The sequence below is a fragment of the Polyangium fumosum genome, from assembly GCF_005144585.1.
Classification (GTDB): Bacteria; Myxococcota_A; Polyangia; order Polyangiales; family Polyangiaceae; genus Polyangium; species Polyangium fumosum.
Window position 1 is genome coordinate 78,288 of sequence record NZ_SSMQ01000026.1, and the last position, 26,007, is coordinate 104,294.

General features: G+C 69.2%; 21 protein-coding genes and 1 other RNA gene. 8 read left to right on the plus strand and 14 right to left on the minus strand.

The features are described from left to right. Positions 1-13: 13 nt before the first annotated feature. Genes E8A74_RS24280 through E8A74_RS24300 form a run of 5 tightly spaced genes read left to right on the plus strand, consistent with a single transcriptional unit; the run spans position 14 to position 4,626 of the window. Positions 14-712, plus strand: a complete 699-nt coding sequence (locus E8A74_RS24280; RefSeq protein ID WP_136931444.1) for a plastocyanin/azurin family copper-binding protein — start codon at positions 14-16, stop codon at positions 710-712. Further along, positions 694-1,908, plus strand: a complete 1,215-nt coding sequence (locus E8A74_RS24285) for a multiheme c-type cytochrome (RefSeq protein ID WP_269749891.1) — start codon at positions 694-696, stop codon at positions 1,906-1,908. The genes E8A74_RS24280 and E8A74_RS24285 overlap by 19 nt, the downstream gene beginning before the upstream one ends. Beyond that, positions 1,905-3,698, plus strand: coding sequence for a PP2C family protein-serine/threonine phosphatase (locus E8A74_RS24290; protein WP_136931446.1), 1,794 nt, complete (start codon positions 1,905-1,907; stop codon positions 3,696-3,698). Before E8A74_RS24285 ends, E8A74_RS24290 begins: the two co-directional genes overlap by 4 nt. 56 nt (positions 3,699-3,754) lie before the next feature. Continuing rightward, positions 3,755-4,249, plus strand: a complete 495-nt coding sequence (locus E8A74_RS24295; protein ID WP_136931447.1) for a hypothetical protein — start codon at positions 3,755-3,757, stop codon at positions 4,247-4,249. Continuing rightward, positions 4,246-4,626: a hypothetical protein gene (locus E8A74_RS24300; protein WP_136931448.1), complete on the plus strand. Its 381-nt coding sequence runs from the start codon at positions 4,246-4,248 to the stop codon at positions 4,624-4,626. Before E8A74_RS24295 ends, E8A74_RS24300 begins: the two co-directional genes overlap by 4 nt. A gap of 180 nt (positions 4,627-4,806) precedes the next feature. Here E8A74_RS24300 and E8A74_RS24305 read toward each other — a convergent pair whose 3' ends face one another. The 7 genes from E8A74_RS24305 to E8A74_RS24335 all read right to left on the minus strand — a co-directional run bounded on the left by E8A74_RS24305 (position 4,807) and on the right by E8A74_RS24335 (position 13,651). Next, a complete protein-coding gene (locus E8A74_RS24305) occupies positions 4,807-5,850 on the minus strand; it encodes an ABC transporter permease (RefSeq protein WP_136931449.1) in 1,044 nt (347 codons plus the stop codon). Then, a complete protein-coding gene (locus E8A74_RS24310; protein ID WP_136931450.1) occupies positions 5,847-7,370 on the minus strand; it encodes an ABC transporter permease in 1,524 nt (507 codons plus the stop codon). Before E8A74_RS24310 ends, E8A74_RS24305 begins: the two co-directional genes overlap by 4 nt. A 5-nt stretch (positions 7,371-7,375) precedes the next feature. Next, on the minus strand, positions 7,376-8,821 hold the full coding sequence (locus tag E8A74_RS24315; RefSeq protein ID WP_136931451.1) for an FHA domain-containing protein: 1,446 nt from the start codon (positions 8,819-8,821) through the stop codon (positions 7,376-7,378). Further along, a complete protein-coding gene (locus E8A74_RS24320) occupies positions 8,818-9,846 on the minus strand; it encodes a trypsin-like serine peptidase (RefSeq protein WP_136931452.1) in 1,029 nt (342 codons plus the stop codon). The genes E8A74_RS24315 and E8A74_RS24320 overlap by 4 nt, the downstream gene beginning before the upstream one ends. A gap of 54 nt (positions 9,847-9,900) precedes the next feature. Beyond that, positions 9,901-11,178, minus strand: a complete 1,278-nt coding sequence (locus tag E8A74_RS24325) for a Stp1/IreP family PP2C-type Ser/Thr phosphatase (RefSeq protein WP_136931453.1) — start codon at positions 11,176-11,178, stop codon at positions 9,901-9,903. A gap of 7 nt (positions 11,179-11,185) precedes the next feature. Beyond that, complete coding sequence (locus E8A74_RS24330; protein WP_136931454.1) at positions 11,186-12,316, minus strand: FHA domain-containing protein; 1,131 nt, start codon at positions 12,314-12,316, stop codon at positions 11,186-11,188. Between the two features lie 651 nt (positions 12,317-12,967). Then, on the minus strand, positions 12,968-13,651 hold the full coding sequence (locus E8A74_RS24335) for a hypothetical protein (protein WP_136931455.1): 684 nt from the start codon (positions 13,649-13,651) through the stop codon (positions 12,968-12,970). Between the two features lie 250 nt (positions 13,652-13,901). Here E8A74_RS24335 and E8A74_RS52625 point away from each other — a divergent pair, with 250 nt between their 5' ends. Next, entirely contained in the window at positions 13,902-14,324 is a 423-nt protein-coding gene (locus E8A74_RS52625; protein WP_170229336.1) for a hypothetical protein, read from the plus strand. A gap of 9 nt (positions 14,325-14,333) precedes the next feature. On the opposite strand, the gene E8A74_RS24345 is transcribed toward E8A74_RS52625, so the two are convergent. From E8A74_RS24345 to E8A74_RS24355, 3 genes are all read right to left on the minus strand, one after another. Next, positions 14,334-15,455, minus strand: a complete 1,122-nt coding sequence (locus E8A74_RS24345) for a tetratricopeptide repeat protein (protein WP_136931456.1) — start codon at positions 15,453-15,455, stop codon at positions 14,334-14,336. Further along, positions 15,452-16,489, minus strand: coding sequence for a low-specificity L-threonine aldolase (gene ltaE, locus E8A74_RS24350; protein ID WP_136931457.1), 1,038 nt, complete (start codon positions 16,487-16,489; stop codon positions 15,452-15,454). The genes E8A74_RS24345 and ltaE overlap by 4 nt, the downstream gene beginning before the upstream one ends. A gap of 86 nt (positions 16,490-16,575) precedes the next feature. Continuing rightward, positions 16,576-17,238: a hypothetical protein gene (locus E8A74_RS24355; RefSeq protein ID WP_136931458.1), complete on the minus strand. Its 663-nt coding sequence runs from the start codon at positions 17,236-17,238 to the stop codon at positions 16,576-16,578. Between the two features lie 577 nt (positions 17,239-17,815). On the opposite strand from E8A74_RS24355, the gene E8A74_RS54060 reads away from it, so the two are divergent. Then, positions 17,816-18,487, plus strand: coding sequence for a hypothetical protein (locus E8A74_RS54060; RefSeq protein ID WP_211365435.1), 672 nt, complete (start codon positions 17,816-17,818; stop codon positions 18,485-18,487). Between the two features lie 128 nt (positions 18,488-18,615). Next, positions 18,616-19,110 (plus strand): hypothetical protein, encoded by a 495-nt coding sequence (locus E8A74_RS24365; protein ID WP_136931459.1) that lies wholly within the window; start codon positions 18,616-18,618, stop codon positions 19,108-19,110. 69 nt (positions 19,111-19,179) lie between these two features. Here the strand turns inward: E8A74_RS24365 and E8A74_RS24370 are convergent, their stop codons facing one another. The 4 genes from E8A74_RS24370 to metH all read right to left on the minus strand — a co-directional run bounded on the left by E8A74_RS24370 (position 19,180) and on the right by metH (position 26,007). Beyond that, positions 19,180-20,826: a hybrid sensor histidine kinase/response regulator gene (locus E8A74_RS24370; protein ID WP_136931460.1), complete on the minus strand. Its 1,647-nt coding sequence runs from the start codon at positions 20,824-20,826 to the stop codon at positions 19,180-19,182. Between the two features lie 202 nt (positions 20,827-21,028). Next, positions 21,029-21,437, minus strand: an RNA gene (gene rnpB, locus E8A74_RS24375) — RNase P RNA component class A. A 114-nt stretch (positions 21,438-21,551) separates the two neighbouring features. Continuing rightward, positions 21,552-21,923, minus strand: coding sequence for a hypothetical protein (locus tag E8A74_RS24380; protein ID WP_136931461.1), 372 nt, complete (start codon positions 21,921-21,923; stop codon positions 21,552-21,554). 259 nt (positions 21,924-22,182) lie between these two features. Further along, positions 22,183-26,007 (minus strand): methionine synthase, encoded by a 3,825-nt coding sequence (metH, locus tag E8A74_RS24385; RefSeq protein WP_136931462.1) that lies wholly within the window; start codon positions 26,005-26,007, stop codon positions 22,183-22,185.

Below are 26,007 nucleotides of genomic sequence, written 5' to 3' on the forward strand. Positions count from 1 at the left end.
AGGAGAATGGCGCATGCGTCTCGGCTCTCGTCTCCCAGGCCTCGTGATCAGCCTCTCCGCGGTGGCGCTCCCGCTCACCGTCTCCTTCTCCCCGCGCGTGAGCCGCGCCGAGGCGCCGGCCGTGGGCAACGTCTCGGGCGTGGTCACGGTCCTCGTGGACGACGCGCCGAAGGCCGATCGATCGGGCGTCGTGCTCTCCCTGGAGAACGTGCCCGGCGCGCCCGCCCCGGCCGGCAAGCGCGAGATCCGCCAGAAGAACCTGACGTTCACGCCGGGGCTGATGGTCATCGTGAAGGGGACGACCGTCGAGTTCCCGAACGACGACAAGGTCTTCCACAACGTCTTTTCGGTCTCGAAGGCGGCGCGCTTCGATCTCGGGCTCTACAAGAGCGGCGAGAGCAAGTCCGTCACGTTCCGCGAGGCCGGCGTGGTGGACGTCTACTGCAACATCCACCCGCACATGGTCACGAAGATCAAGGTGCTCGACAACGGCTTCTACGCCGTGACGGGCGCGGATGGATCGTTCCAGATCAAGAACGTGCCCGTGGGGACCTACCCGGTCGTGGCGTGGCAAGCGCACGCGCCGGAGGTGCGCGGCGAGGTGACGGTGACGGCGGGCGGGTCGGCGACGTTCAAGCCGACGATCACGGAAGGCGCGGCGCCGAAGCGGCACATGAGAAAGGACGGGACGCCATACGGCCGGTACAAGTAACGGCGCTCCTCGCCTGCACGTTCGCCTGCAATCCCTCCGCGCCGCCGGGAGGCTCCGAGCGCGCGGGAACGAACCTCGAAGCGCCCGCGTCCCCGGACAAGCCCGCCCTCGAACCGCCACGCCCGCGCGCGTTCCCCGCCGATCGATGCGGCGAGTGCCACGGCATGCTCCACGCGGAGTGGAAGACGTCGGGGCACGCGCGGGCGCGGAACTCGCCGCTCTACGTCGCGATGCGGGATCGCTCGAAGAACGCCAGTTGCGAGGGGTGCCACGCGCCGCTCGCGACGCTCACGGATCCAGCGGAGAGGGCCGTCGACGAGGGCGTGACGTGCGAGGCGTGCCACGCGATCCGCGACGTCGGGGAGGCGGCGGCCGAGCCACGTTATTCGTTCGACCTCCAAGGAAACCGGAAGTTCGGGCCGTATTGCGACGGCAAGGACAACTACTTCCACAGGATGGGCTGCGCGCCCTGGTTCCGCGACGCGCGCGTCTGCGGCGGCTGCCACACGTTCTCGATGCCGCTCGCGGATGGGAAGAGCCTGCCGATCATCAATGAGTACGCCGAGTGGCGCGCGTCGAGCTTCTCGGTGTCGGGGACGGCGTGCCAGGAGTGCCACATGCCGCCGGAGGTGACCCACGCGGCGACGGGCAGCGAGCGGAAGGTGCGCGTCGGGCATCACGGGTTCATGGGCGAGAAGGGCGAGCTCGTGCGCAAGGCGCTCGGGATCGTGGCGTCGGCGACCGATCGAGCAGGTACACTGGTGGTCTCCGTGGTGCTGAAGAACGAAGGCGCAGGGCACGCGGTGCCGTCGGGGTTGCCCGGGAGGCAGGTCGTCGTGCGCGTGCAGGCGCTCGACGAGAAGGGCCACGCGCAGGCGCGCGAGGAGCGCACGATCGGGCGGGTGCTCGTGGATGAAGCGGGGCGCGAGGTGCCGTTTTACGCGGCGCGAGCGGAGAAGAGCGACGAGCGGATCGCCGCGGGCGAGTCACGCACGTTCACGTTCGAGCTCGACGCGCCGCGGGCGGGCTCGCTCGTGATCGAGGTGGCGTGGCGCTCCGTGTCGCCCGCGCTCGCGGAGGCGCTCGGCGTGCCCGCGGAGGAGCGTACGATGGGGAAGATCGAGATGCCGTTCGGCGGAAAACGAAGCGGCAAGGGGCGCGAGCACCTGCCGAAGACGGTGGTGGCGCGGCCATGAAGTTCCAGAGCGCGTTGCTGCTCTGGATCGTGCTCCTCATCGCGGCGATCACGGTGGCCACGGCGGGAAGCGCGGCGTTCGTGCTGGAGCGGCGCGCAAGGGAGGAGCTCGGGGAGGCGCTCGAACGGAGCGCGCGCGTGTTCGAATCGCATCGCACCGAGCGGCTGCGCGCGCACGCGACGAAGGCGCACGTGGTGGCGGAAGAGCCGCGGCTCAAGGCCGTCGTGGCGACGGAGGACGTGTCGCCGGAGACGGTCTACGGCGTGGCCGACGAGCTCTGCAAAGCCGTGAAGAGTGATCTCTTCCTGATGACGGACGGGACGGGGATCCTGCTCGCGGACGTGGCCGATCCGAAGGCGTCGGGCTTCGACATGTCGAAGGATCCGATCGTGGCGGGCGCGCTGCGCGAAGGCGAGAGGTCCGGGCTCTGGACGAACGAGGGGAAGCTCTACGAGGTGGTCGCGCGGCGGCTCTCGTTCGGGACCGAGACGGTCGGCGTGCTGGTGCTCGGCTTCAAGCTCGACCATGCGCTCGCCGAGGAGGTGCGTCTCCAGACGGGGAGCCTCGTGGCGGTGACGGATGGGGCCACGGTGGTGGCGCATTCGAAGCTCGAAGATGGGAGGGACGCGTCGAGCGAGGTGCTCCGGATGTTCACGACGCCGTCCGCGCCCGAGGGCGGGCCCTATCTGTCGACGTCGCGGACGCTGGATACGGGCCCGGGCGCGAAGCGGACCGTTCACCTCGCGCGTTCGCTCGATCGCGCGCTCGTGCCGTCCCGCGAGCTCGAGGTGCGCGTGGCGCTCATCGCGCTCGTCGCGCTCGCGGCTGCGGCGGCGCTCGCGATCGTGCTCTCGCGCAGGCTCTCGCGCCCGCTCGACGGGCTCATGGCGTTCGTGGGCGACGTGGCGCGCGGGAAGCTCGACACACAAGCGACCACGTCCGGGCCGACGGAGATCCGCGCGCTCGGCGAGGCGATGAACCGGATGGCGCGCGAGCTCGCGGAGTCACGCGAGCAGATGGCGGCGAAGGAGCGGCTCGAAAAGGAGCTCGAGATCAGCGCGCGGATCCAGACGTCGATCCTGCCGCGGCGGCTCGACGTGCCAGGGCTCGACGTGGCGGCGCGGATGATCCCGGCGAGCGAGGTCGGCGGCGACTACTACGACGTGTTCCCCGTGGAAGGCGGCGGCATCCTCGCGATCGGCGACGTGGCCGGGCACGGCCTGCAGTCGGGGCTCGTGATGCTCATGGTGCAAAGCGCGATCGCCGCGCTCGGGCGGGAGGATCCGTCGGCGCGGCCGAAGGACCTCGTGCGCGTGCTGAACCTCGTGCTCTACGACAACATCCGCAACCGCCTGCGCAACGACGAGCACGTCACGCTGACGGTGATGCGCTACCACCGGAGCGGACGCGTGGTGTTCGCCGGGGCGCACGAGGACATCCTGATCCTGCGCGCGCGCACCGGGAAGGTCGAGATGATCCCCACGCTCGGCCCCTGGGTCGGCGCGATGCGCGACGTCGCGCGGACGGTGCAAGACGACGAGCTCGCCCTCGAAGACGGCGACGTGATGGTGCTTTACACGGACGGCGTGACGGAGGCGCGGAGCGCGTCGGGCGAGATGTACGGGATGGAGCGGCTCACCCAGCAAATCCAGGCGCTCGCGGGCGAGCCCGTGGAGCGAATCCGCGACGTGATCCTCGACGACGTGGCCCGCTTCGCCCGCGTCCAGGAGGACGACGTGACGCTCGTCGTCGTGCGCTTCAGGGCGAGCGAGACGAGCGCCGAAGGCTGAGATAGATTGAGCGTCGCGCTCCGCACAGCCGCGACCTGAATCCAGGAACGCGAAAGATGATGACCGAGACACCGACCGCGTTCGAGCTGACGTTCCAGCCCAATGTCGAGCTCATCTCCATCGTTCGTAGGTTCCTGTCCGACTTTTACGAGCGGATGATCGAGGACCACGACACGGTGTCGCGCATCGCGCTCGCGACCCACGAGCTCCTGGAGAACGCCGTCAAATACGCGAGCGACGGCGCGACGTTTTTGTCCGTCAAGTTCGAGCCGGGAGAGGCATCGAGCACGGTCTCCATCCGGCTCATGAACCGGGCGAAGCCCGAGCACATCGCCGCGGTTGCCACTATCTTCGGGGAGATGAGCCTGCACGACGATCCCTTCGGCCACTACCAGATCGCGATGGCGCGCAGCGCCAAGCGGAAGGTGGGCTCGGGGCTCGGCCTCGTGCGCGTGCGTGCCGAAGGAGAGATGACGATGAGCCACACCATCGAGGACGACAGGGTCACGATCCTGGCGCAGACGACCGTCACGGCGCGGAGGCGCGGGTGAGCGCGGCGTCGGATCTCTCGGTCGCGCTCCGCGACTTCTCGGCGAACGTGCGCGCGGAGGGCCGCTCGCTCGTCCTGCGCCTCTCGGGCAACGCGGACATGGCCGCCAAAGACAGCCTGGATACGCTGCTGCCGCGCGTGCACGCCGAGGCGCAGCGGATCAGCGCCACCGAGGTGCAGGTGGATTTCCGCAACCTCGAGTTCATGAACTCGTCCTGCTTCAAGAGCTTCGTGACTTGGATCAGCGAGATCGGCGATCTCGAGCGGAGCAAGGAGTACAAGATCCGGCTCCTGTCGAACCCGGAGATGCACTGGCAGCGCCGCAGCCTGCACGCGCTCCGATGCTTCGCGGTGGATCTCATCTCCGTCGAGTCGTGACGCCGCGCGCGTCTTCGTCTCCCCCGGCGTGATCGATCCTTGGGGCTCAAATGAAAAGAGGCCCGGCGAGGTTGGTCAGCACGCCGGGCCGAGCCCAAGCCTTCCAAGGAGACCGGGCTTTTTTCAAAGTACGTCGGGTGCGCGACGCGTTGCAAGCCCATCACGGATGGTGACGTATCGTCATCGGGACACGTGTGGCTCGTCCGCGGAACGACCGAACGAACCGTACGTTTCGTCCCGTCGCTTTCGGGCCGCGCGCGGGTCCATCGCGTCGCGCAGCGCATCGGCGACGAGGTACGAGCCGCCCACGGTCACGAGGAGCAAGAGGGCCGGCAGGATGAGCAAACGGAGCGCCGAAGGGTTTCGCGCGCCCTGCGCGAGCGTCTCGCCCCAGGACGCCGCCGATGTCGGCGCGCCCATCTCCAGGAACGAGATCGCGGCTTCCAGAAGCACGACGGACGCCACGCCGAACACCGAGCTGACGGTGACGGGGCCGAGCGCGTTCGGGAGCACGTGGCGAAGGAAGATGCGCGCGCGGGAGGCGCCGAGGGCGCGCGCGGCGAGGGCGTAATCCTCGGTGGCGCCGCGCAAGCTCTCCGCGTGCACGAGGCGCGCGACCTCGGCCCAACGCACGAAGGCCACGGCGAGCACGAGCGAGAGCGCCGAGGGCTCGTGCTCGATGGCGCGCACGAGCGCGACGACGAGGATGGCGGGGAAGGTGTCGATGGTCTCGACGAGGCGCACGAGGACGTCACGCGAGGTGCCGCCGCGGATGCCCGAGAGGCCGCCGAGGAGGACGCCGAGGACCGCGCTCACGAGGACAGCGACGAGCGAGAGGCCGAGCGCGGTGCGCGCGCCGTAGACGAGGCGCGCGAAGAGGTCACGGCCCTTCTCGTCGGTGCCGAGCGGGTGCGCGCGGGACGAGGGCGCGAGGGGGCCCGCCACGCTCGGCTCCTTCGGGCCAGATCGCACGAGGGGCCAGACGGCGAAGGCGTCCGCATACGAGCGCGTGATCTCGTCTTCGGAGAGCTGCTCGTAGCGCTCGGCGTGAACGATCGCGGGGAGGAACTCGACGCCCCGCGGCCCGACCGCGAAGAGCGGCGCAGGCGCAGCGAGGAGCTCGGCGAAGACGCCGACGAGCACGAGCAAGCCGAGCAGCACGGCGCCGAGGCCCGCGCGGCGGCTGTGGGCGACACGCCGGAGGACGGTCGTGCGGTGGCTCATGTGCGCGGCCTCTGGCGCAGGATGCTCTGCGCGAGCCGCGGGTCGAGCGTGGTGTACACGAGGTCCGTCATGATGACCCCGATCGTCGCGGTCGCGGCCATGAAGATCGAGACGGCCATGAGCCAGCTCGTGTCGCGCGACTGCACGGCGACGACCGTGGCCGCGCCGAGGCCTTCGAGGCCAAAGACGCGCTCGACGACGAAGGCGCCGCCGAGCGCCATCGGTGCTTCGAGCGTGGCAAGCGTGACGACCGGGAGGAGCGCGCCGGGGAGCGCGTGAACGAGGAGCGCACGCGCGCGGCTCGCCCCCCGCGCGAGCGAGGCGCGCACGTGGTCTTGCGCGAACGCCGACGCGAGGCCCGCGCGCGCCTGGCGCGCCGGCGCAGCCACGAGGCCAAGCGCGAGCACGACCGTGGGCAAGAAGAGCCCGTGCCCATGGGACCCTCGCGCCGCCAGGATCGCGAAGACCGCCGTCGGGATCGCGTAAAACACGAGCACGATGGCCGCCGTGATCCCGTCACGACGCCGCCCGCGCGACGCGGCGCCGAGGAGCCCGATCGGCAAAGCCGCCGCATACGCCAGCGCGATCGCGCCGAACACGAGCGTGAGCGTGATCGGCGCGCGCCGCGTGAGGCCGTCGAGGACGGGCTTGCCGTCGAAGCCCACGCCGAGGCGACGCGTGACGGCGCCGAGCGCCCACTTGCCGTAGCGCGTTTCGAGCACGATGGCCGCGAACCGCGAGGGGCCGTCGAGCGTCACGAAGTCGTTCTTGTAGACCATCCAGAACGAGCCCCACCGCTCGACGGTGGCAAGGGCCGTGGCGTAGTCGTCGCCGGGCGCGATGCGATCGTCGCGGCCCGTGACGTACGCGGCGATGTCGACGAGGGCCCGCGCCCGCTCGAACGAAGCGGCGTCGGTCGGGTGCTCGAGCGCGCCGAGGACGTCCTCCAGCACGAACGTGTCGAGCTCGCGGAGCTCGGCCGCGCGTGTCGTGCTGCCGTACCGCGAGAGCCTGCGGACCGCGCTGCGCACGGACGCGCGGCGGAACTCGATGCCGCGGTCGTCCCAGAAGCGTGTCCAGAACGCCACCGCGCGCGTCGGATCCGAGAGCCGCTCGCCCGTGAAGCCCATCCGCTCGCCGATCGGCGCGAGCGCGAGCGCGACCTCGGCGCGTGGCCCGGGCGCGAGCGAGTCGAGCGCGGGGAGCACGTGTGGCAACGCAGCGCCGCCGAGGCGCGCGAGCTCCTCCTGCCCCTGCGCTTTTTGCGTGATGTCGCCGTCGACGATCGCGCGCATCGCCTCGGCGGCGCGCGCGCGCACGTCGCGTGTCCCGAGGTTCACGAAGCGCGGCAGGTCGAGGAATCGCTCGCGGCGAAGGCGCGCCCGCTCGGAGGGCGTGACGGCGAGCGCCGGATCGTCCGTTGGATCGGGGACGTACGAGAGGAACAGGAACGTGACGATCGAGACCCCGATCAACGTCGGAAGAATGAGGAGCAGCCTGCGGATCGCCAGCCTGAGCATCGTGCCTACTTGAGCAGCGCCTCGACGAGATCGATCCGCATGCCGAACTTGTAGGGCGAGGCCTTCACGACCTCCGTCTTCCGACCTGCGATCTTCTCCTCGCCCTCTTCGAGGTAGCCGCCCGAGTTCACCGCGATCACCTTGCCCTGGCCGCTCCAGACGGGGCTTCCGTTCGAGCCGCGTGTCGTCGCGGCGTCGTGCTGCACGAGCCAGGCGTCCTGGTATGCCGCGGGACGGCCCGACGCGCTCGTGACGCGGCCGATGTGCGCGGCGAGGAACGTCGCGGCGGGGTTCGTCGTGTCCATCAAGCGGCCGGGAAAGCCGATGAGGTAGACGTCGTCGCCCGCGCCCATCCCCGAGAGCTCTTGCTTCGTCGCGATCTCCAGCACGACGGCCGAGCGGCCCCGGATGGTCACGACGCCGACGTCGGGCGTGATGCTCTCCTGATCGGTCGGCCGATAGCTCGGGTGCGTGCGCATCTCGATCACGTCGAAGCGCGCCTGCCCGCGCCCCTCGTTCTCCAGCGCGACCACCGAGCCCTTCGCCTTCGCCTCCTGGATGCAGTGCGCGCTCGTCGCGAGCATCGAGGGCCGGACGGCGAACGCCGTGCAGAAGCCCTCGCCCTTCGAGGCGAGCATGAAGATGCCCTTCTTCGATCGGTCGTAGAGGTTTCGGCCGAAGCTCGCGTTCGACGGGTGGAGGTTGCCGAGCCGCCCCTCGATCTCCTTGCGGCGCGGATCCTCGGGCGGCATCTGCGCGAGCTCCTCGCGCAGGTGCTGGATCTCGTCCTGCGAGCGTGTGCTCCAGAAGATGAGCCCGCCGAGCGCGAGCAGCGCGACCACGAGGAGCGCGCCGAGCACGTACGCCGTCCTGCGTTGTGACGCCGTCGCCGCCGTGACCTTCTCTTCGACGATCGCGTTGAGCTCCGCCGTCCGACCGAACTTCTGGCGCCCGCTCGCCACGGCCACGGCCTGCGAGATCATCATCGCGATCGTCCGTTGCCCGACGCGCGCGCCCGCCGGCGGCGCCGGCTGCACGGCCTGCGCGATCTGCATGCGCGGCGGCGCCGCGGCGGGCGCGATGCCCAGCGGCGGCGGCTGCATCGGCGGCATCGGTGGGAGAGGCGCCATCGGCGGCGCGGCGGGCACGAGCTCGATCAGGATCCGCGGGCCCTTCGCGCCGAAGCTCACCTCGGTCCCCGAGGCGAGCGGGTGCCGCTGATGGACCCGCTGCCCGCCGGCGAACGTCCCGTTGCGGCTGCCGAGATCCACGACGTACCAGGCGCCGCCCTCGCGACGCAGCTCCGCGTGATGGCCACTCGCCTCGCGATCGTGGTTCGCGTCGAAGACGACGTCGTTGTCCGGCGCGCGGCCGAGCCGCACGACGTCACGTTCGAAGATCTGCGACGTCCCCGCTTTTTGCCCTGCGATGTGCACGATCCGGAGGTTCAAGGCGTGGGCACCCCGCGGACGAGATCGATCCGCATGCCGATGCGGTAGGGAGAGGCTTGCACGATCGTCGTCTTCTGCCCGTCGATGGAGATGTTTTCCTCGTCGTCCATGTGGGCCGCATGGACGCCGACGACGTGGCCGTACTGGTTGAAGATCGGGCTGCCGCTGTTGCCGCCGCGCGTGACCGCGTCGTGCAAGATCACCGCGGCCTTGTCCGCCGACGTGGCCTGCTCGTCGAAGCCCATCAGCCGGCCGAGGTGCCCGCTCAAGAACGTCGCCGACGGGCTCACCGGATCCATCACCCGCCCAGGGAAGCCGAGCACGTACACGTCATCGCCCGGCCCGAGCGCGCGCAGCTCCGCGTCGCTCGCCAGCGTGACGGCCCCGGGCAACGTCCCCTTCACGCGCAGCAGCGCCACGTCGGGTGTGTCCGCGCGCTTCGACGAGGTGCTGTAGGTCGGGTGCGCGCGCTGCGCGACGACCTCGAGCTCGACCTTCCCCGCCGACTCGTTCTGCACGACCACGGGCTTTCCGCCGCGGGCTCCGCACGACGTGACGCAGTGGGCGTTCGTCACGAGCTGGTTCTTGTCGATCGCGAAGGCGCTGCAGCAGCCGCTGATGAGGCGGTTCTGCTTGTACGCGAGGACGTAAAGCGCGCCCTTGTTCTGCTCGTAGATCTCGCGCCCCGAGAGCACCTTCGTCGGCAACGTGCCCACGGGCGCCGCCACCGGGCGCGCGCCAAGCCCCGCCTCGGTCGTCAGGATCGCCGCCGCGCGCTGCGATCGATACACGACGAAGGCCGCCACCCCGAGCGCGACCAGCGTCACGGCCACGCCAAACGCGAGCAGCGCGTTCAGCCGCGCGCCTCGCCGCGTCGCCTCCGCGACCTTCGCCTCGATGATGCTCGCACTCTTGTCAGGCCCGCTCGTCGCGCGCGCGACCGCGTTCTCCACGATGCGCTGCGCGGTCGCGACGTCCACACGACCGTCTGCGTCCATCGCCTCGCGCGGCACCTCGCTCGGCATCCCGCGAGTATATTTTTGGCGGGCGGGCTTCGCCAGCGCTTGCGAGGGCGAACGCTAGGGCTTGAGCAGGTAGTAGCCGGCGATCGTGATACACGCGAGCGCACTCGCGATCATCATGACGATGAGCCACTGCGGCGCGCCGTCGGTCGGGATGTGGATCGGATCGTCAGGGCCGTGCGAACGCGGCCCGTACGAAGATGGACCCTCTCCGTCCTTGGAGGCGTCTTCCCGCCGCTCGGAGTCGCTCTCGCGGCGGTTCCCTTCGGACGAGGTCGACGAGGGCAGCGGCGTGAGCGGCACCGAAATCTTCGGCTGATCGAGCTCCTTGACACGGCGGCTCGGATCGGGGGCGTTGAGCGAGCTCGGCGGCATGGGCTCGGGGAGCTGGTACTTGCGGTAGCGCAGCCCCGTGATGTCCTCTTCCGTCGGCTCGGGCAGCGCCTCGCCCTCGAACTTCGACACGACGACCGTGATGTTGTCGTGACCGCCCGCCTGGTTCGCCCGATCGGTGAGCGTCTTGCAGACCTCGAGCGGATCATCGATCGTGCGCAGGACCTCGCGGATCTCCTCGTTGCGCACCATGCCCGAGAGGCCGTCCGAGCAAAGCAGGAGCGTGTCGCCGCGCTTGAGCTCGACGAACGTGAGGTCCACCTGCACGCTGTCCGAGGTGCCGAGCGCCTGCAGGATGATGTTGTTGTGCTCGAAGGTCTCGGCCTCCTCCTCGGTGAGCTGACCGGCCTCGATGAGCTGGTTCACGAGCGACTGATCACGCGTCACCTGCACGAGCCGGTCGCCGCGCAGGATGTACGCGCGGCTGTCGCCGACCTGGCCGATGAAGAGGTGATCGTCGACGAGCGCCGACACGGTGGACGTCGTGCCCATCCCGCGCCGCGTACGATCGAGCTTCGCCTCGCTGAAAATGCGCAGGCCCGCCGACTCGATCGCGTGCACGAGCCGCGCCGCGAGCTCGTCGTGATCCTTCGGCGACTCGCCCGAGATCATCTTCTGGAAGATGATGTCGACCGCGAGCTGGCTTGCGACCTCGCCGGCCGCCGCGCCGCCCATGCCGTCGCAGACGCCGAGCAGCACGCCGCGCTCGCCGACGAGCTGGTTGCGATCGGTCTCCATCAAGCCGCGGCTCGCCTTCGTCAGGTCCGCGACGATGAAGTTGTCCTCGTTGTGCTCGCGCACCTGACCCACGTCCGTTCGACCGAACAAGCGCAGCTTGATCGGAGCGGACTTCTTCGGCTTGCGCTCGCTGGGCAGACCCTCGGCGCTTTCCGCGGGGCGGTTCGAGTCGGGCTGCGTCTCTCGGGAGGCTTGTTCGCTCATGGGCTCACTACGAGAGGTCCACCCGGAACAGGTGCTGGCCGATGCGTAGGTAGTCGCCGTTGTCGAGGGTGACGTCCGCGCGGATCGCGACGTAGGTGCCGTTGGAGGAATCCAGATCCGCGATCGTGAACTCCCCGCTCATCGGGCTCCTGCGCAGGACGGCGTGCCGCCTCGACAGGAACGGGTCGGCCGTGAAAACGATGTCTCCCACCTCTCGACCGATCACCGTTTCATCCCGGAACAGATGGTACACGTCGCGGGTCACGCCCTCGACCGTCCGCTGACAGAGCCGTGCGCGCCGTGGGGTCGAGGGAGACCCGAACAACAGGGTCCCATGCTGGGTTGCATGCCCGAGCCCTCGCTCCGCGTCGTTCACGGTTTCGAACTGTAACACTTCGAGGCCCAGGAGGAGCAAGTCGCCGTCTTTCAGCGCGTGCGGTTCCCGGATACGCCGGTAGACCCCGTTCGTGGAATGCAGATTCCGGAGGATCCACCGACCCCCCTGGGGCAAGAGGCGCGCATGCCGCGGGGAGACGTACAGATCGTCCGAGAGGAGGATGTCCCCCTCGGACCGGCCGACGTCGACCTGGCGATCCACGAGCGGAAACGACTTGCCTTCGCTGCCGTCCTCCACGATCACGACCAGCCGGCCGGTCTGCAGGCGCCCGCTCGGCGTGACGGACGGCGCGGGCGCGGGGGCGACGAACGTGGACACGAGCCTCTCGTCCCGGCGCCCCGCGGTCACGGGCTCGGCGAACGTGGGCTCGGCCTCCGTGCGGGCGGCGGCCTTCTCCCCCTCGTCGAGCGGCGCGCCGCAGTACTTGCAGAAGCGCATGCCCTCGGCGGAATGACCGTGGCAACGCGCACAACGGACGAGCCGTGGAGGGCCGGTCCGGGCCGTCGCGATCCCAACGACGGGCGCGCCGATGATCTTGTCCCCCGTGTCGTCGGGGATCGTGGCCGGCGTGCTCTCCGGGTTCGGCGCGACCACGGAGCGCGGAACCACGGGCCGGGCCGCCGGCGTCTGCGTGATCGGCGCGGGGGCGAGAGCCGCCGCGGGAGGCTCCGCAGGCAGAGGTGAAGGAGGCGAAGGCGGCGCGGCCACGGGCTCGGGCTCGGACTCCGGCGCGCGACGCACGACGGCGGATTCGTTCGAAGCGGCCGGGGGACGACCAAGCGAAGCGCCACACGTCACGCAGAAGCGGTATCCGGGCGGATTCGACGAGCGACAGCTCGGACAGGTCGTGATCGCATCGGCGCCGAACGAGACGGTGAACTGGAGCGCGGGGGCCTCGGGCCGCGAGCGCGGCGCCGAGGGTTTGGGCGACGAAGCCGAGCCGCCGGATGTCGGACTGCCGGACGTCGGACTCCCGGAGGTTGGACTCCCGGATGTCGGACTCCCGGATGTCGGACTCCCGGATGTCGGACTCCCGGACGTCGGACTCCCGGACGTCGGGCTCCCGGATGTCGGGTTCCCGGATGTCGGGTTCGCCGAGGGAGCGGGGTTCGAGGCGATCGCGGGCGTGGAGCTCGGCGCGTCGTCCGTGCTTCGGACCTCGGGGACGGCGGCGCGCTCGACGCGCTCGATGCCGTGGGGCGGTGTGGGCGGCACGCCGCGCCCCTGGGTCCGGAGGCGCCTGCCGCAATCCAGGCAAAACGTCAGGTTGTCGGCGTTTTCACGACCGCAGACGTCGCAGATCACAGCGCGAGAGGACCGCGGAGGCGCTTTCGAGTCAAGTGCCCGAGCGCAAGTCCGACACGAAAAGGGCGCCCCGCGGGCCGCTCCGCGCTACCTGCGCCCGATCTCGCTGCGGATCTCGAACTGGAACTCGGCGCCCAAAAAGTGCGCCACGCCCGTGGCCCGGACGGCCCCCGCCGTGTCGGTCCATCCGGCGATGAGCATCGGCCGGTACACCAGCCCGAAGCCCAGGATCGCCACCCGGGAGAGCTCGATTTCGACGCCGAGGCCGCCGAAGAGCAGCCCGCCGCCCGTCTCGACGCCCCACTCGTTTCCATACGCGAGCGCGCCGATCCCCCAGGAAGCGTAAGGCGCGGCGCGGGTGCCGAAGTCCGGCAGGTAGCGCATCTCGAAGCGGAGCTGCTGGAAGATCCCGAGCCGGTAGAGGTTGCTCGAGTCCATCTTCGCGAACTGGTAGGCCCCGCCGATGTACCACGGCCCGGCGGACCGATACCCGCCGCGGATCGCGAGCCCGCCGGCTCCGCCCAGGATGCACGGCGCGGTCTTTCCACCTTGGGGTGCGCAGACCGCGCCCGCGTCGAGGTTCGTCTCCGCCACGATGGCCACCCCGTATTGGATGTACTCGACGTGCAGCGGCGGTGGACGGACGCCCCCGAGGACACGAAGAGGCGCATTCGCGGGAGGCAGCGCGGCGCTCGGCTCACCACGCGCCGGACCGGAGGCGGCGAGCAGAGAGGCGCAGAGGAGCAGACCGAAGGGCCGTCGCGCGCTCACCGGCGCTCACGCTACGCGTCTGGGCCCGAGCCCGCAACCCGCCGCGCGCATGCCTCTCGCGGAGCGCGGGCGGGGCTCTCGTCCCTTCCCCTTTCCGCTCCGGGCGAGGCCCGGGAAGGCGCGGCCCGAGGCGCGGGACGGGTGGGTCCTGGTCACGGAGCTCTCCGGGAGCTCGATCCTTGACGCGGCGCGCGCCTGCGCCAACGTCTCGGAAACCTCTTCGCCGATCATCGGCGCGCTTGACGTCGCCATGGTTGGTCGCCTAAACGGAGCCACGCTCATGGAGATCCACCTCGACAAGCGTGCGGTTAAGCAGATCCGCCTCTCCGCTGCGGACGCGATCGACGAAGGCGATACGGAGGCCCTGCGCGAGGACGTCCTCGAGGCGTTCAGCGAGGAGCAGGTCGAAGAAATCGAGCGACGGCTCGACAGCGGTGACTTCTTCGAATTCTTGACCGACGTCCTCGACGAGTGGAGCGGCGACGACGTCGACGAGCTCTTCGAACTTCTTGAAACGCAGCTCGGCGAGATGGGCATCGATCTCAAGTACGAGCAGCGTGAAGAAGAGGACGAGGAAGAAGTCGAGGACGACGACGACCTCGACGACGACGACGACGACCTCGATGACGAGGACGACGAGGAGCTCGAGGAAGAGACTGACGACGAGGACTGACGTCCGCCGTCAGTCGGCCGCGGGATCCGCAGGATCCTCGTCCTTCCGTCCGCTCACTTCTTGCTCGATGTAGCCCGCGCACGGCTTTTCGTTCGGCGCGGGCCTCATTTCGTCGCAGACGAGGTGCGCGCAGCGCGCGTACCGCGAGTCGGAAAAATCCTTGCGCAGACGCGTGACGAGGTCGCAAGCCTCGTCCTTGTCGCCGTCTTCATGCGCGAGGCGCGCCTCGGCCCAGAGCGCGTCGTCACGCAGGTCGGACGTCGGATGATCGGCGTAGAGCTTGTGCATCTCGCGGCGCGCGGCGCGATGGTCGTGCAGCCGATCGCGGTAGAGCACCGCGATGCGCATCTGCGCCGGTGAGTATCGCGGTCGCTCGTAGCTGCCCGTGAGGTGCGAGGACTCGCGCGCCGCGAGCAGCGTGCGCAGGTGCGTGATCGCCGCCTCGTAACGCCCGAGCTTCTCCTCGATCAACGACGCGTGCCAGAGCGCGTCGTCCGTCAGCGTCCCGTACGGATACGGGTGCGCGACGGAGAGCGCGACGAGCGCGTCGCGTGCCTCCGCGAGCCGCCCGAGCCGCTCGAGCGCGAGCGCCGCTTCGTAGTCGACGTTCTCTTCGAGGTCCGTGTTCCGCAGGATCCGCGCCGGCCCCTTCGCCCACGCGAGCACCGCCTCGTCGCCGCCGCGCTCGCGCTCGTGCTCCACGATCCGCTTCACCGCTCTGCGCGCGAGGCCGTGCTTCGTGTGCTTCGCCGTCGCGTCGAAGAGCATCCCGTACCCGCGCTCCGCGTCGCCGTGCGTGATCTCGAGATCGGCGAGCTCGAACGCGGCGCGGCCTGCGCGTGGCCCATCGGGCGACGTCTCGGCGAGCTTCTGGAGCGCGGCCTTCGCCTCGACGTGCGCGCCGCGCCGCTCGTGCATACGCGCCACGAGGAAGAGGGCCTCGTCGCGATCCTTCACGCGCTCGGCGACGCGCGCGGCCTCGTCGTAGCTCTTCGCGGCCTCCTCGTAGCGCCCCGCGTGATGCGCGCGCTGTCCCGCGGCGAACGAGCGCTCGTACGCGTCGCCGAGGCTCGGCCCGCACCCCACGAGCCACCACGCGAGGACGAACCCGGCGACGCGCTTCGTGCTCACGCGGGCGTCGCCTTTCGCGTGACGACCTCGCGTGTCGCCTCCGCGAGCGCAGCCGCGGCCTCGGCGAGGCGCGCGGCCGGCAGATCGAGGTGCGTCACCACGCGCACGCGCCGCGGGCCCGATGCGCTGACGAGCACGCCACGCGCGCGCGCCGCCGCGACGAGTTCGTCGGCCGCCACGGGCAGATCCACCTGCACGAGGTTCGTCTCGACTTCGCGCACGTTCGCCCCGGGCACCTCGCGGATCGCCGCGCCGATCACACGCGCCGCGGCGTGATCCTCCGCGAGCCGCGCGCGGTGATGCTCGAGCGCGTACAGCGCGCCCGCCGCGAGCACGCCGACCTGCCGCATGCCACCGCCGAGCATCTTCCGGAACCTACGCGCTCGTACGATCGTCGCCGCGTCGCCGCAGATCGCCGATCCCACCGGCGCGCCGAGACCCTTTGAGAAGCAAACACTCACCGTGTCGAATGGCGCACACAGCTCGGCGACCGAGAGCCCCGACGCGACCGAGGCGTTCCACACGCGCGCGCCGTCGAGGTGCATCGCGAGCCCGTGCGCCCGCGCGACCTCGGCGATCGCGATCACGTCGCGCTGCGGGAACACCCGACCGCCCGCTCGGTTGTGCGTGTTCTCCAGCGCCACGACCCGCGTCCGTGGGTGGTAGTCGGCCGGCGGCTTGATGACCGCTTGCAGCTCCTCCGGCCCGAAGAGCCCTCCGCGCCCGGCGACCTCGAACTGCACCCCGGACCAGGCCGCGCCCGCGCCCGACTCGTAGAACGCGCAGTGCGCGCCTTCGCCGATGATCACCTCGTCGCCGCGCTGCGTGTGGCAGAGCAGGGCGATCTGGTTGCTCATCGTCCCGCTCGGCACGAACAACGCCGCCGCTTTGCCGGTGATCTCGGCGGTGAGCTTCTCCAGGCGCGCGACCGTCGGGTCCTCCCCGTAGACGTCGTCGCCCACCTCGGCCCGGGCCATGGCCTCCCGCATCGCGGCGGTGGGCCGCGTCACGGTATCCGAGCGCAGATCGATCATGCCCCTACTTCACCCACGAAGAAGCGCGCTTGGCAACGCCTTGTTCGCGGGCGGGGAACGTCAGGGGAGGACGGCGCCTCGATGCCCTAGCAGAAGAAGCACTTGTTGCGCTGCGGCGGCTCCGGGTCGAAGCGCACGCGACCACAGGTATCGCAGACGCACAGGTTTTGCGCGTAAAACTCCCGCCGGCCGAGGATGTCCGATACGAACAGGCTCGTCACGATGTCGCTCAGGATATCGTGGCTCCGGGGCCGCGGCACCCATTGCATCGTATCGCCCACGACGACCCTCCGGACGCGGCCGGCGAAGATCGCGGCCGAGAGGAAGCGGTCGTCGGCTGGGGACCGGAGCAGCCCGCGCAGGTGGCCGACCACACGCGCGCGCGTGCGGACCAAAATCGCGGCCGTCTCGTCCGTCGGCGGGATCTCGGGCAGGAACGAGCTGCAGTGCTTGTCGGCGGGCACCGCACCGAACAGCGGCTCCTGAATCCGCCAGGGACGGGCCATGTAACCGGACTGCACGAGGTTCCGGTCGATCCAGGAGCGCAGCTCTTCCCGGCACATCCTCCGCGAGGCCACGCCCTCGAGGAACGTCAGCGCTGCGGCGAGCGCGTCGCTCGGCGGGGGCAGGGGCTCGGGCAGGACGGCGCGACGGATGCCACTGCCCCGGTTCGACGAGATGGGCGCCGCGTCGCTCGTGCTTTCGCTCTTCGCGGCGAGAACATTTCTGGGCGAGGGTCGCGTCGACATGTCACGCGAGCATGAGCAATCGCCGGGCCAGACGACGAAGCTCCGCCATGGTCGTCAGACGTTCAACCGGAACGAAAAAAGGAAGCCCTGGACGGTCTGGAGAGCGGGCGGGCGAGCAGCTCTTGCCATGCGGCCTTCGGCGATTGCATTTCGGGAGCGCGTGAGCCGGCCCCCGGTGTGCGGCGCGGACACGGTCGAGCCAGTGCGCCGTCGCGGCTCCCGCGTCGGAATGGAGCCGCCCTTCGGGGCACGCTCCATTTTTTTCACATTCTACCGACTGCTCTTGATTCGTAGGTAAACAAACCGTCCCCGGAATCGACGCGGCGTCCGGTGTCCACCTTATGCCGCGACGAGAGCAGGAAATCGCGGCCCGCGAGAAGCGTGAGCAAAATCACTGCCACCAAAGATTCCTGCGCGGAGCGCGGACATCGACCCCATGGAACTGCCGCGCGACGCCGCACGTATGCATGGACTCCGACCCCTCTCGCCCTGGGCGTGCTCCCCTTTGCGAGCGAATTTCGCACGGGGGACGCCCGAAGGCTGACGTTCTGGTCGGACAACGGAGAGAGTGCTTTACATGACCAAACATGGACTTGTTTTCCTGGGTGCTTTGCTCGCTTCCACCTCTCTCATCGCGGCGACGGGCTGCGGCGATGAGAACAGCGGCGGATCCGGCGGTTCGGGTGGTTCGGGCGGCGCGGGTGCGTCCGGCGGCATGGGCGGCACCGGCGGCATGGGCGGCTCGGGCGGCTCGGGCGGCAGCGCCGCGGTCGACTGCGACAAGTACTGCACGGACATCGCGGCGAACTGCACGGGTGAAAATCAGCAGTATGCCGATAAGACGAGCTGCATGGGGAGCTGCGCGGGCCTCCCGGCCGACGGCAAAGACGGCGACGCGGCCGGCAACACGATGCAGTGTCGCATCTATCACACGAGCGCGGCGACGGGAGATCCGGCGACGCACTGCCAGCACGGCGGCCCGAGCGGCGGCGCGACGTGCGGCTCGCTCTGCCAGGCCTTCTGCTCGCTCGCGGTGGAGACGTGCCCCACCCAGTGGCCGCAGGAAGGCGAATGCATGACGTCATGCATGGCCTGGACCGCCGCGAACATGACGTACAACGCGGCGAACTTCACGGCCGGCAATACGACCGAGTGCCGCCTCTACCACCTCTCGGTGGCGGCGAGCGACGAGACGGCCGCGGCGACGCATTGCCCGCACACGATCGCGATGTCCGACACCTGCAAATGAGAGCGACCGACCTCGCTCCTCGCGCGAGGTCCACGCCTCTCCCGAGCCCCGCGGCGTTCGCGGGGCTCGGGTTGTTTCCCCGAAAGAGCCGCCACGCCACGCCCGCCGGGTTGCGCTATTCTCCCGCAATGCCTCTCCTTTTCCGTCGCCTCGCGCCGATCGCCTTGTTCTCTCTCCTCGCCGCCCTCGGCTTCGCGTGCACCGCGGATCTCGAAGAAGGTTGCCTCGGTGGGCAATGTGTCCCGCCCGGCAGCCCCCCGATCCCTCCCCTGCCGACGAGCGGCGCGGGCGGCGGCGGCGGCGGCGACGCAGGCCCGACCTGCGACGACACACCGGCCACCGGCGATTTCCCGTGCGACGTCTTTGCCGTCCTCCAGACGCACTGCCACGGCTGTCATCAATCGCCGCCGCTCTCGGGCGCGCCTTACTCGCTGCTCACGTACGAGGATACGCGCGAGCTCCACGGCGTGACCACGAAGCCCCGTTTCGTGCGTATGGCCGAGGTCGTCGAAAGCGGCTTCATGCCCCTCATGGCCACGATCCCCGAGGCCGACAAGCAACTCCTGCTCGACTGGCTCTCGACCTGCGGCCTGCCCGCCCCCGATGGTATGGGCTGCGAATGACAACGTCCGTGGATGCGCCGACCATGAACGTCGACGTCGGCAATCCCTTCGAAAAGATTTCCAGCTACATCACGCCGCGGACGCCCGCCCGGCCGGCCGCACGGAATCACAGAGCTCCGCGAGCAGCCGATCCAGCGTTTTGAGGTCCAATGGCTTCGCGAGGTGCCGATCGAAGCCGGCCGCCCGCGAGAGCTTCCGATCCTCGGGCGAGGCATACCCCGTGAGCGCGATCAGGATCCTGTCCCGGTGCGTCGGATCCGCGCGGAGCGCCTGCGCGACCTCATAACCGTTCATCCCGGGCAAACCGAGATCACACAGGATCACCTCGGGATCGAAGCTCCCCGCTTTCTCGATCCCCTCGGGGCCGGAATGGGCGACCTCCACGTGCACGTTGCGCCGCCCGACCGCGAGCGCCTCGGCGAGGCTCGCGGCCGCGTCCGCGTTGTCCTCGATGACCAGGATCCGGCCGCAGCGATGCTCCTCGCGGCCCACGCTCGCCGCGCCGCTCGGGGCCGCGGGCTCCCGCACGGGCAGCTCGATCGTGAAGGTGGCGCCCCGGCCCGGGCCCTCGCTCTCGGCGCGCACGTCACCACCGTGCAGCGCGACCAGGCCCTTGACCAGCGAGAGGCCGAGGCCGAGCCCCCCGCGGCTCCGCGTGAGCGTCCTGTCGGCCTGCGTGAAGGGATGAAAAAGATGCGGCAAGAGCTCCGGCGCAATGCCCATCCCGGTATCGCTCACGCGAATGCAGGTTCGCCCTCCCTCCGCGAGCGACACCACGACCTGCACCCGCCCGCCGCGATCCGTGAATTTGGCCGCATTGTGCAGCAAATTGCCGACGATCTGCGCGAGCCGCGTCCCGTCGCCGTTCACCCACACGGGCCCGTCGGGCAGCTCCACGCTGAGCGTCACCCCGCCCTGTTCGAAGACCGAGCGGAGATCCTCGACGGCGCGATGCACGAGCTCGCAAAGCTCGATCGGCCCGTGCTGGAGGTGGATCTTGCCGCGCGAGATACGCGTCACGTCGAGCAGGTCGTCGATGAGGCGCGTCATGTGAACGATTTGCCGCTCGATCACGCGCTCGGCGCGCTTCGCCTGCTCGCTGCCGGGCGCCGCGCGGCCGAGCACGTAGAGGCTGTTGCGAACCGGAGCCAAAGGGTTTCGGAGCTCGTGCGAGAGAATGGCCAGAAACTCGTCTTTGCGACGATCGGCCTCCGAGAGCGCCTCGGCGAGGGCACGATGGCGCTCTTCGCTCTCGTGGAGCGCCGCGAGCGAGGCCCGCGCGGCCATGGCGGCTCGCTCGGCCTCCAGCCGCATTTGCTCGGCGAGCCAACGCTCGTCCTGCGCGCGCCGCCGCGCCCGGCGCTCCGAGCTCATGACGAGGATCACAATCGTGCCGGTCACGAAAAATGTGACGAGCCGGAATACGTAGGGAAAGACCACCCCCGGAGGCTCGTCCCCCGACGACCCCACAAACCAGTACCACCCGAAGCCGACCGTGGAGAGGACGAGCGAAACCAGGCTCGGAAAAAACCCCACGACGAGCGCCAAAAGCGCGAGGATCCCGATCGGCACCACCAGGAACAGGCCGTCGAGCGGCCGGACCAGCAGGAGGGCCATCGCAATCGAGGCCATCGCGACGGAAATCGCGAGCAGCCAGGGCCAGATCACGGCAAATGTGGAGCGCGCGGGCACTTCGGAGGGGATGGTTTGCTCCATCGGTGAAGGGACGACGGACGGGTTGCCACAACGTAACATACGACCGAGGCCACGCCATACGAGGCGAGGACGTGCCCGGCATCGCCCGGAAAAACCTTTACGGCTGAGCCCGCTTCGGCGGCCGACGTCGCTCGGTTGTCCACGCATTCGACGCACGAGCGATAAAAAGCGAAAGGCCCCGATCTTTCGATCGGAGCCTCTCGGTCGCAGCGGCTCATAAGCCGAGTTCTGTCTCGCCCCGAGGTCACCCCCGGAGCGCCGGCGATCATTCCTCTAGGACACGCATTGCTACGTGCCTCCAGCAGCCAACCCGGAGGCATCGGACGGGCCGTCCTCCCGGGACCTCTCGATCCCATCGCCTCCCTACGCGGCCTTGCACCGGGTGGGGTTTGCCATGCCACCCCCGTTACCGGAGATGCGGTGGGCTCTTACCCCACCGTTTCACCCTTACCGACTGGACGAGCACCACGAGGGCACCTTCAAGCCGGCGGTCTGGTTCTCTGTTGCACTCTCCTCGAGGTCACCCTCACCGGGCGTTACCCGGCACCCTGCCCTGCGGAGCTCGGACTTTCCTCCCGCGGAAACCCGCCGGCGATCACCTGCTCCGCTGCGACGAGGCGGAAGATAACGCCCCCCGATCCGAAAGTCGAGATGTCGCCGTTCTAGCGGCCCTGCGGCCCACGGCTCACGTTCATCTCGTCCGCCTTCTTCTTGCCGCGCCGTTTTTACAGCGCCGAGAGCTCGAACGCCGTCGCGACGGCGGGCTCGCCGAGCTCCCGCGCCGCGGCCTCGGCCGCCTCGCGCGCCGTCCGCGCGAGGCTCACGATGATCCCGTCGAGGAGGTCCAGCGTCTCGGTCTCCACAGGGGTCCCCCGCGGCTCCGCCTTGGCCTTGGCCGCGTCACGGAGCGCCGTCGCCTTCGCATCGAGATCGAGCGCCGCTTGCGGGCCGCCGCGCTTCTCCAGCCCTTCGGCGTCCTCGGCGGCCGCGGACTCGCGTTCGAGCAGGACCTCGATTCTATGGACGGCTTCGATATTCCCGGAGAGCAAGAGCACCCGTTTCGCCCCGGCGAGCACCGACCGCGCGCGCAATCGCACACCCTGCCCGTCCCGCATTGCCGTCGCATGCGCGGCGGTGTCGAGCTACTTTGTCGTCCGCTTGGACTCGCGCCCCACGCCCGCCTGAATGAGGAACACGCCACACGCCGTCGTCGTCCAGCACGAGCTCGTTGCGATAGAACGCGGCCACGTCCCTGTCTCGGATTCTACACGGGTACGGGTCGCAATGCTGGACGCAGGGGGCGCGTGCCGATTGCGCTCGAGGCCAATGATGACGCGCACCGCCCGCTCCCGGGCATCAAGCCGAACGAGGCAACGAGGTCGCCTCGTCCGTGCTCGCCGGGTCGTAGCCGAGATTGGGGCTGAGCCATCGCTCGACTTCCTCTGTCGTCATGCCTTTGCGGACTTTGTAGTCCGCGACCTGATCACGATCGATCTTGCCAAGCGTGAAATAGCGCGCCTCCGGGTGGGCGAAGTAGAGACCACTCACGCTCGAGCCCGGCCACATCGCGAACGACTCGGTGATGCGCATCCCCGTGTTCCGCTCGACGTCGAGCAACGCCCACAGCGTGCCCTTCTCCGTGTGATCGGGACAGGCGGGGTAGCCTGCGGCAGGACGGATGCCGCGGTACTTCTCCGCGATGAGCTGCTCGGGCGAGAGGTCCTCGTCCTCGCCGAAGCCCCATTCGATCCGCGCTTCTTTGTGCAGATATTCGGCGAAGGCCTCGGCGAGCCTGTCGGCGAGCGCCTCGGCCATGATCGCGCTGTAGTCGTCGTGCTGTTTGCGGAAGGAGTCGCAGAGCTCGTGCAGCCCGATCCCCGTCGTCACCGCGAACGCGCCGAGATGATCGCGGAGGCCACAGCCTTCCGGCGCGATGAAGTCCGAGAGGGAGCGGCACGGGCCGCCCTTCTCGGTGACGCCTTGCTGGCGGAGGAAGTGGAACGTGGCGAGCCGGGTCTTGCGTGACGCGTCGGTGTACAGCTGCACGTCGTCACCCACCGCCTCGGCGGGGAAGATGCCGTATACGCCGCGCGCCGTGAGCAGCTTCTTGGCGATGATCTCGTCGAGCAGCACGTTCGCTTCTGCGAACAGCTTCTTGGCCTCTGCCCCGTACTTCTCGTGCGAAAGGATCCGGGGATAGACGCCCTTGAGCTCCCACGTGTGGAAGAACGGCGTCCAGTCGATGTAGTCGCGAAGCGTGGTGAGCGGGACGTCGGGGAACACGCGCGTGCCGATCCGACGCGGCGCTGCGATGTCCTCGGGACGCCACGTGATGGGCGTGCGGTTCGCCCGGGCGGCCTCGAGGGTCATGAGCTTCTGCCTCGTCCCTGTGTGCAGCCGGCGCAGCTTTTCGTATTCGCTCCGATGCTGCTCCACGAAGGCGGCCCGGCCGTCCTCGCTGAGCAGGCTCGTGGTGACCGGAACGGCGCGGCTCGCGTCGAGTACGTGCACCACCGGCTCGCTGTAGCATGGCGCGATCTTGATCGCGGTGTGCGCCCGGCTCGTGGTCGCGCCGCCGATGAGGAGCGGCAGCTTGAAGCCCTGGCGCTCCATCTCGCGAGCCACGTGCGCCATCTCGTCGAGCGATGGGGTGATGAGACCGCTGAGGCCGATGAGGTCCGCGTTCTCGGCCTTCGCGCGTTCGAGGATCTTGTCGCAAGGCACCATCACGCCCATGTCGACGACCTCGTAGTTGTTGCAGGCGAGCACGACGCCGACGATGTTCTTGCCGATGTCGTGGACGTCGCCTTTCACCGTCGCGAGCACGATCTTGCCCTGCGTGCGGACCTCCTCGCCGCGCGCCGCCATCTCGAGCTTCTCTTGCTCCATGAATGGCGTGAGGTATGCGACGGCCTTCTTCATCACGCGCGCAGACTTCACGACCTGGGGAAGGAACATCTTGCCCGCGCCGAAGAGGTCGCCGACCACGCTCATGCCGTCCATGAGCGGGCCCTCGATCACGGCGAGGGGCCGACCGAGCTTCAATCGCGCCTCCTCGGTGTCGGCGTCGATGAACGTGTCGATGCCCTTCACGAGCGCGTGCGAGAGCCGCTCTTCGATCGTGCCCTTGCGCCACTCCTCCTCCCCCTTCTTCGTCGCGGCGGCGCCCGCGTTCTTGGCCTTCAGCTGCTCGCCGAAGTCGACGAGGCGCTCGGTCGCGTCGGGCCGACGATTGAGGAGCACGTCCTCGACGAGCTCGCGGAGCTCGGGCTCGATCTCCTCGTACACCTCGAGCATGCCGGCGTTCACGATGCCCATGTCCATCCCGGCTCGGATGGCATGAAAGAGGAACGCCGAGTGCATCGCCTCCCGGACCTCATTGTTCCCGCGGAAGCTGAACGACACGTTGGAGACGCCTCCGCTGACCTTCGCCCCGGGCAGGTTCTCCTTGATCCAGCGCGTCGCGTTGATGAAGTCGACGGCGTAGTTGTTGTGCTCCTCGATGCCGGTCGCGACGGTGAGGATGTTCGGGTCGAAGATGATGTCCTCCGGCGGGAATGCGACGGCGTCGACGAGGAGACGATACGCGCGCTCGCAGATGCGGATCTTGTCCTCGTACGTCGCGGCCTGCCCCTGCTCGTCGAACGCCATGACGACGACCGCCGCGCCGTACTTTCGGATCTTTCGCGCGTTCTCGAGGAACTTCGCCTCGCCCTCCTTGAGCGAGATGGAGTTCACGATGCCCTTGCCCTGCAGGCACTTCAGGCCAGCCTCGATGACCTCCCACTTGGAGGAGTCGACCATGAACGGCACCTTCGCGACCTCCGGCTCGCTGCCCAGGAGAAGGAGGAACCGGGTCATGGCAAGGACGCCGTCGATCATCCCCTCGTCCATGCAGATGTCGATGACGTTGGCCCCGCTCTCGACCTGCTGGCGCGCGACGCTCACCGCGGTCTCGTAGTTCCCCTCCTTGATGAGCTTGGCGAACCTGGGTGAACCGGCGACGTTCGTCCGTTCGCCGATCATCATGTAGACGCCGGGCTGCTGGGTGAACGGCTGAGAGCCGGAGAGGCGCAGGGGGCCCTCGGCGGCGACGGGCGGCCTGAGCGCGCGCGGCGGCTTGTCCTCGAGCGCCTTCGCGATCGCCGCGATGTGCTCCGGCGTGTTGCCGCAACAGCCGCCCGCGATGTTGACGAGGCCCGCGTTCGCGAACTCCGCAAGGAAGCGCCCCATGTCGGGCGGCTCGAGATCGAAGCCCGTCGGGGCGAGCGGGTTGGGCAAGCCGGCGTTCGGATAGCAGGAGATCGCGGCGTCCGCCTTCTCCGAGAGCTCCGCGAGGAACGGGTACATGAGGTCGGGGCCGAGCGAGCAATTGAGCCCGATGGAGAGCGGCTTTACGTGCTTCACCGCCGTCCAGAGCGCCTCCACGGTCTGCGCGGAGATCATCGTCTCGCCGCCGCGGCCGACGGCAGCGGAGATCATCACCGGGAGGACCTTGCCGTCCTCGGCGAAGACCTCCTGGATCGCGACGATCGCGGCCTTGGCGTTGAGGGAGTCGAAGATGGTCTCGACGAGGAGCACGTCCGAGCCGCCCGCGATGAGCGCCCGGATCTGGCGAACGTAGGCCGCCTTGACCTGATCGAACGTGACCACGCGGAAGCCGGCGTTGTCGGCGTCGGGCGAGTTGGAGAGCGAGACGGTGAGCGGTCCGATGGCTCCGGCGACGAAGCGCGGTTTGCCGTCTGCCGAGCCGATGCGGTCGGCCCATTCGCGGCACTGGCGCGCGGACTGCTCGTTGATCTCCCACGCGAGCTCGTCGAGGAACTTGTCCTCGAGGATCTTCTGGTAGAACGCGGGGTCCTTCTTGCCGCCGTGCTCGCGCGGATCGTCGACGAAGAACTCGCTCTGCCCGATGCTGGTGGCGCTGAACGTGTTCGTCTCGATGATGTCAGCGCCGGCCTCGAGGAAGCGGCGATGGATGTCGCCGATCATCTTGGGCTGCGTCAGCGTGAAGAGATCTCCGTTGTTGAGGAGATCCTTCTTCGAATCCCGGAACCTGTCGCCGCGGATGTCCGCCTCCGTCATCGCGTAGGAACGGATGGTCGTCCCCATCGCGCCGTCGATGATGGCGATGCGCTTCTGGAGCAAGGAGACGAGGGGATGGATGTCGTTGGTGCTCAT

Coding starts and splice junctions, on each gene's coding strand:
- E8A74_RS24305 (WP_136931449.1), bottom strand. CDS start 5,850: ATGAGCCACCGCACGACCGTCCTCCGGCGTGTCGCCCACAGCCGCCGC.
- ltaE (WP_136931457.1), bottom strand. CDS start 16,489: ATGATCGATCTGCGCTCGGATACCGTGACGCGGCCCACCGCCGCGATG.
- E8A74_RS24370 (WP_136931460.1), bottom strand. CDS start 20,826: ATGGAGCAAACCATCCCCTCCGAAGTGCCCGCGCGCTCCACATTTGCC.
- E8A74_RS24355 (WP_136931458.1), bottom strand. CDS start 17,238: ATGTCGACGCGACCCTCGCCCAGAAATGTTCTCGCCGCGAAGAGCGAA.
- E8A74_RS24325 (WP_136931453.1), bottom strand. CDS start 11,178: ATGAGCGAACAAGCCTCCCGAGAGACGCAGCCCGACTCGAACCGCCCC.
- metH (WP_136931462.1), bottom strand. CDS start 26,007: ATGAGCACCAACGACATCCATCCCCTCGTCTCCTTGCTCCAGAAGCGC.
- E8A74_RS24365 (WP_136931459.1), top strand. CDS start 18,616: ATGCCTCTCCTTTTCCGTCGCCTCGCGCCGATCGCCTTGTTCTCTCTC.
- E8A74_RS24320 (WP_136931452.1), bottom strand. CDS start 9,846: ATGCCGAGCGAGGTGCCGCGCGAGGCGATGGACGCAGACGGTCGTGTG.
- E8A74_RS52625 (WP_170229336.1), top strand. CDS start 13,902: ATGGTTGGTCGCCTAAACGGAGCCACGCTCATGGAGATCCACCTCGAC.
- E8A74_RS24280 (WP_136931444.1), top strand. CDS start 14: ATGCGTCTCGGCTCTCGTCTCCCAGGCCTCGTGATCAGCCTCTCCGCG.
- E8A74_RS24295 (WP_136931447.1), top strand. CDS start 3,755: ATGATGACCGAGACACCGACCGCGTTCGAGCTGACGTTCCAGCCCAAT.
- E8A74_RS54060 (WP_211365435.1), top strand. CDS start 17,816: ATGACCAAACATGGACTTGTTTTCCTGGGTGCTTTGCTCGCTTCCACC.
- E8A74_RS24310 (WP_136931450.1), bottom strand. CDS start 7,370: ATGCTCAGGCTGGCGATCCGCAGGCTGCTCCTCATTCTTCCGACGTTG.
- E8A74_RS24290 (WP_136931446.1), top strand. CDS start 1,905: ATGAAGTTCCAGAGCGCGTTGCTGCTCTGGATCGTGCTCCTCATCGCG.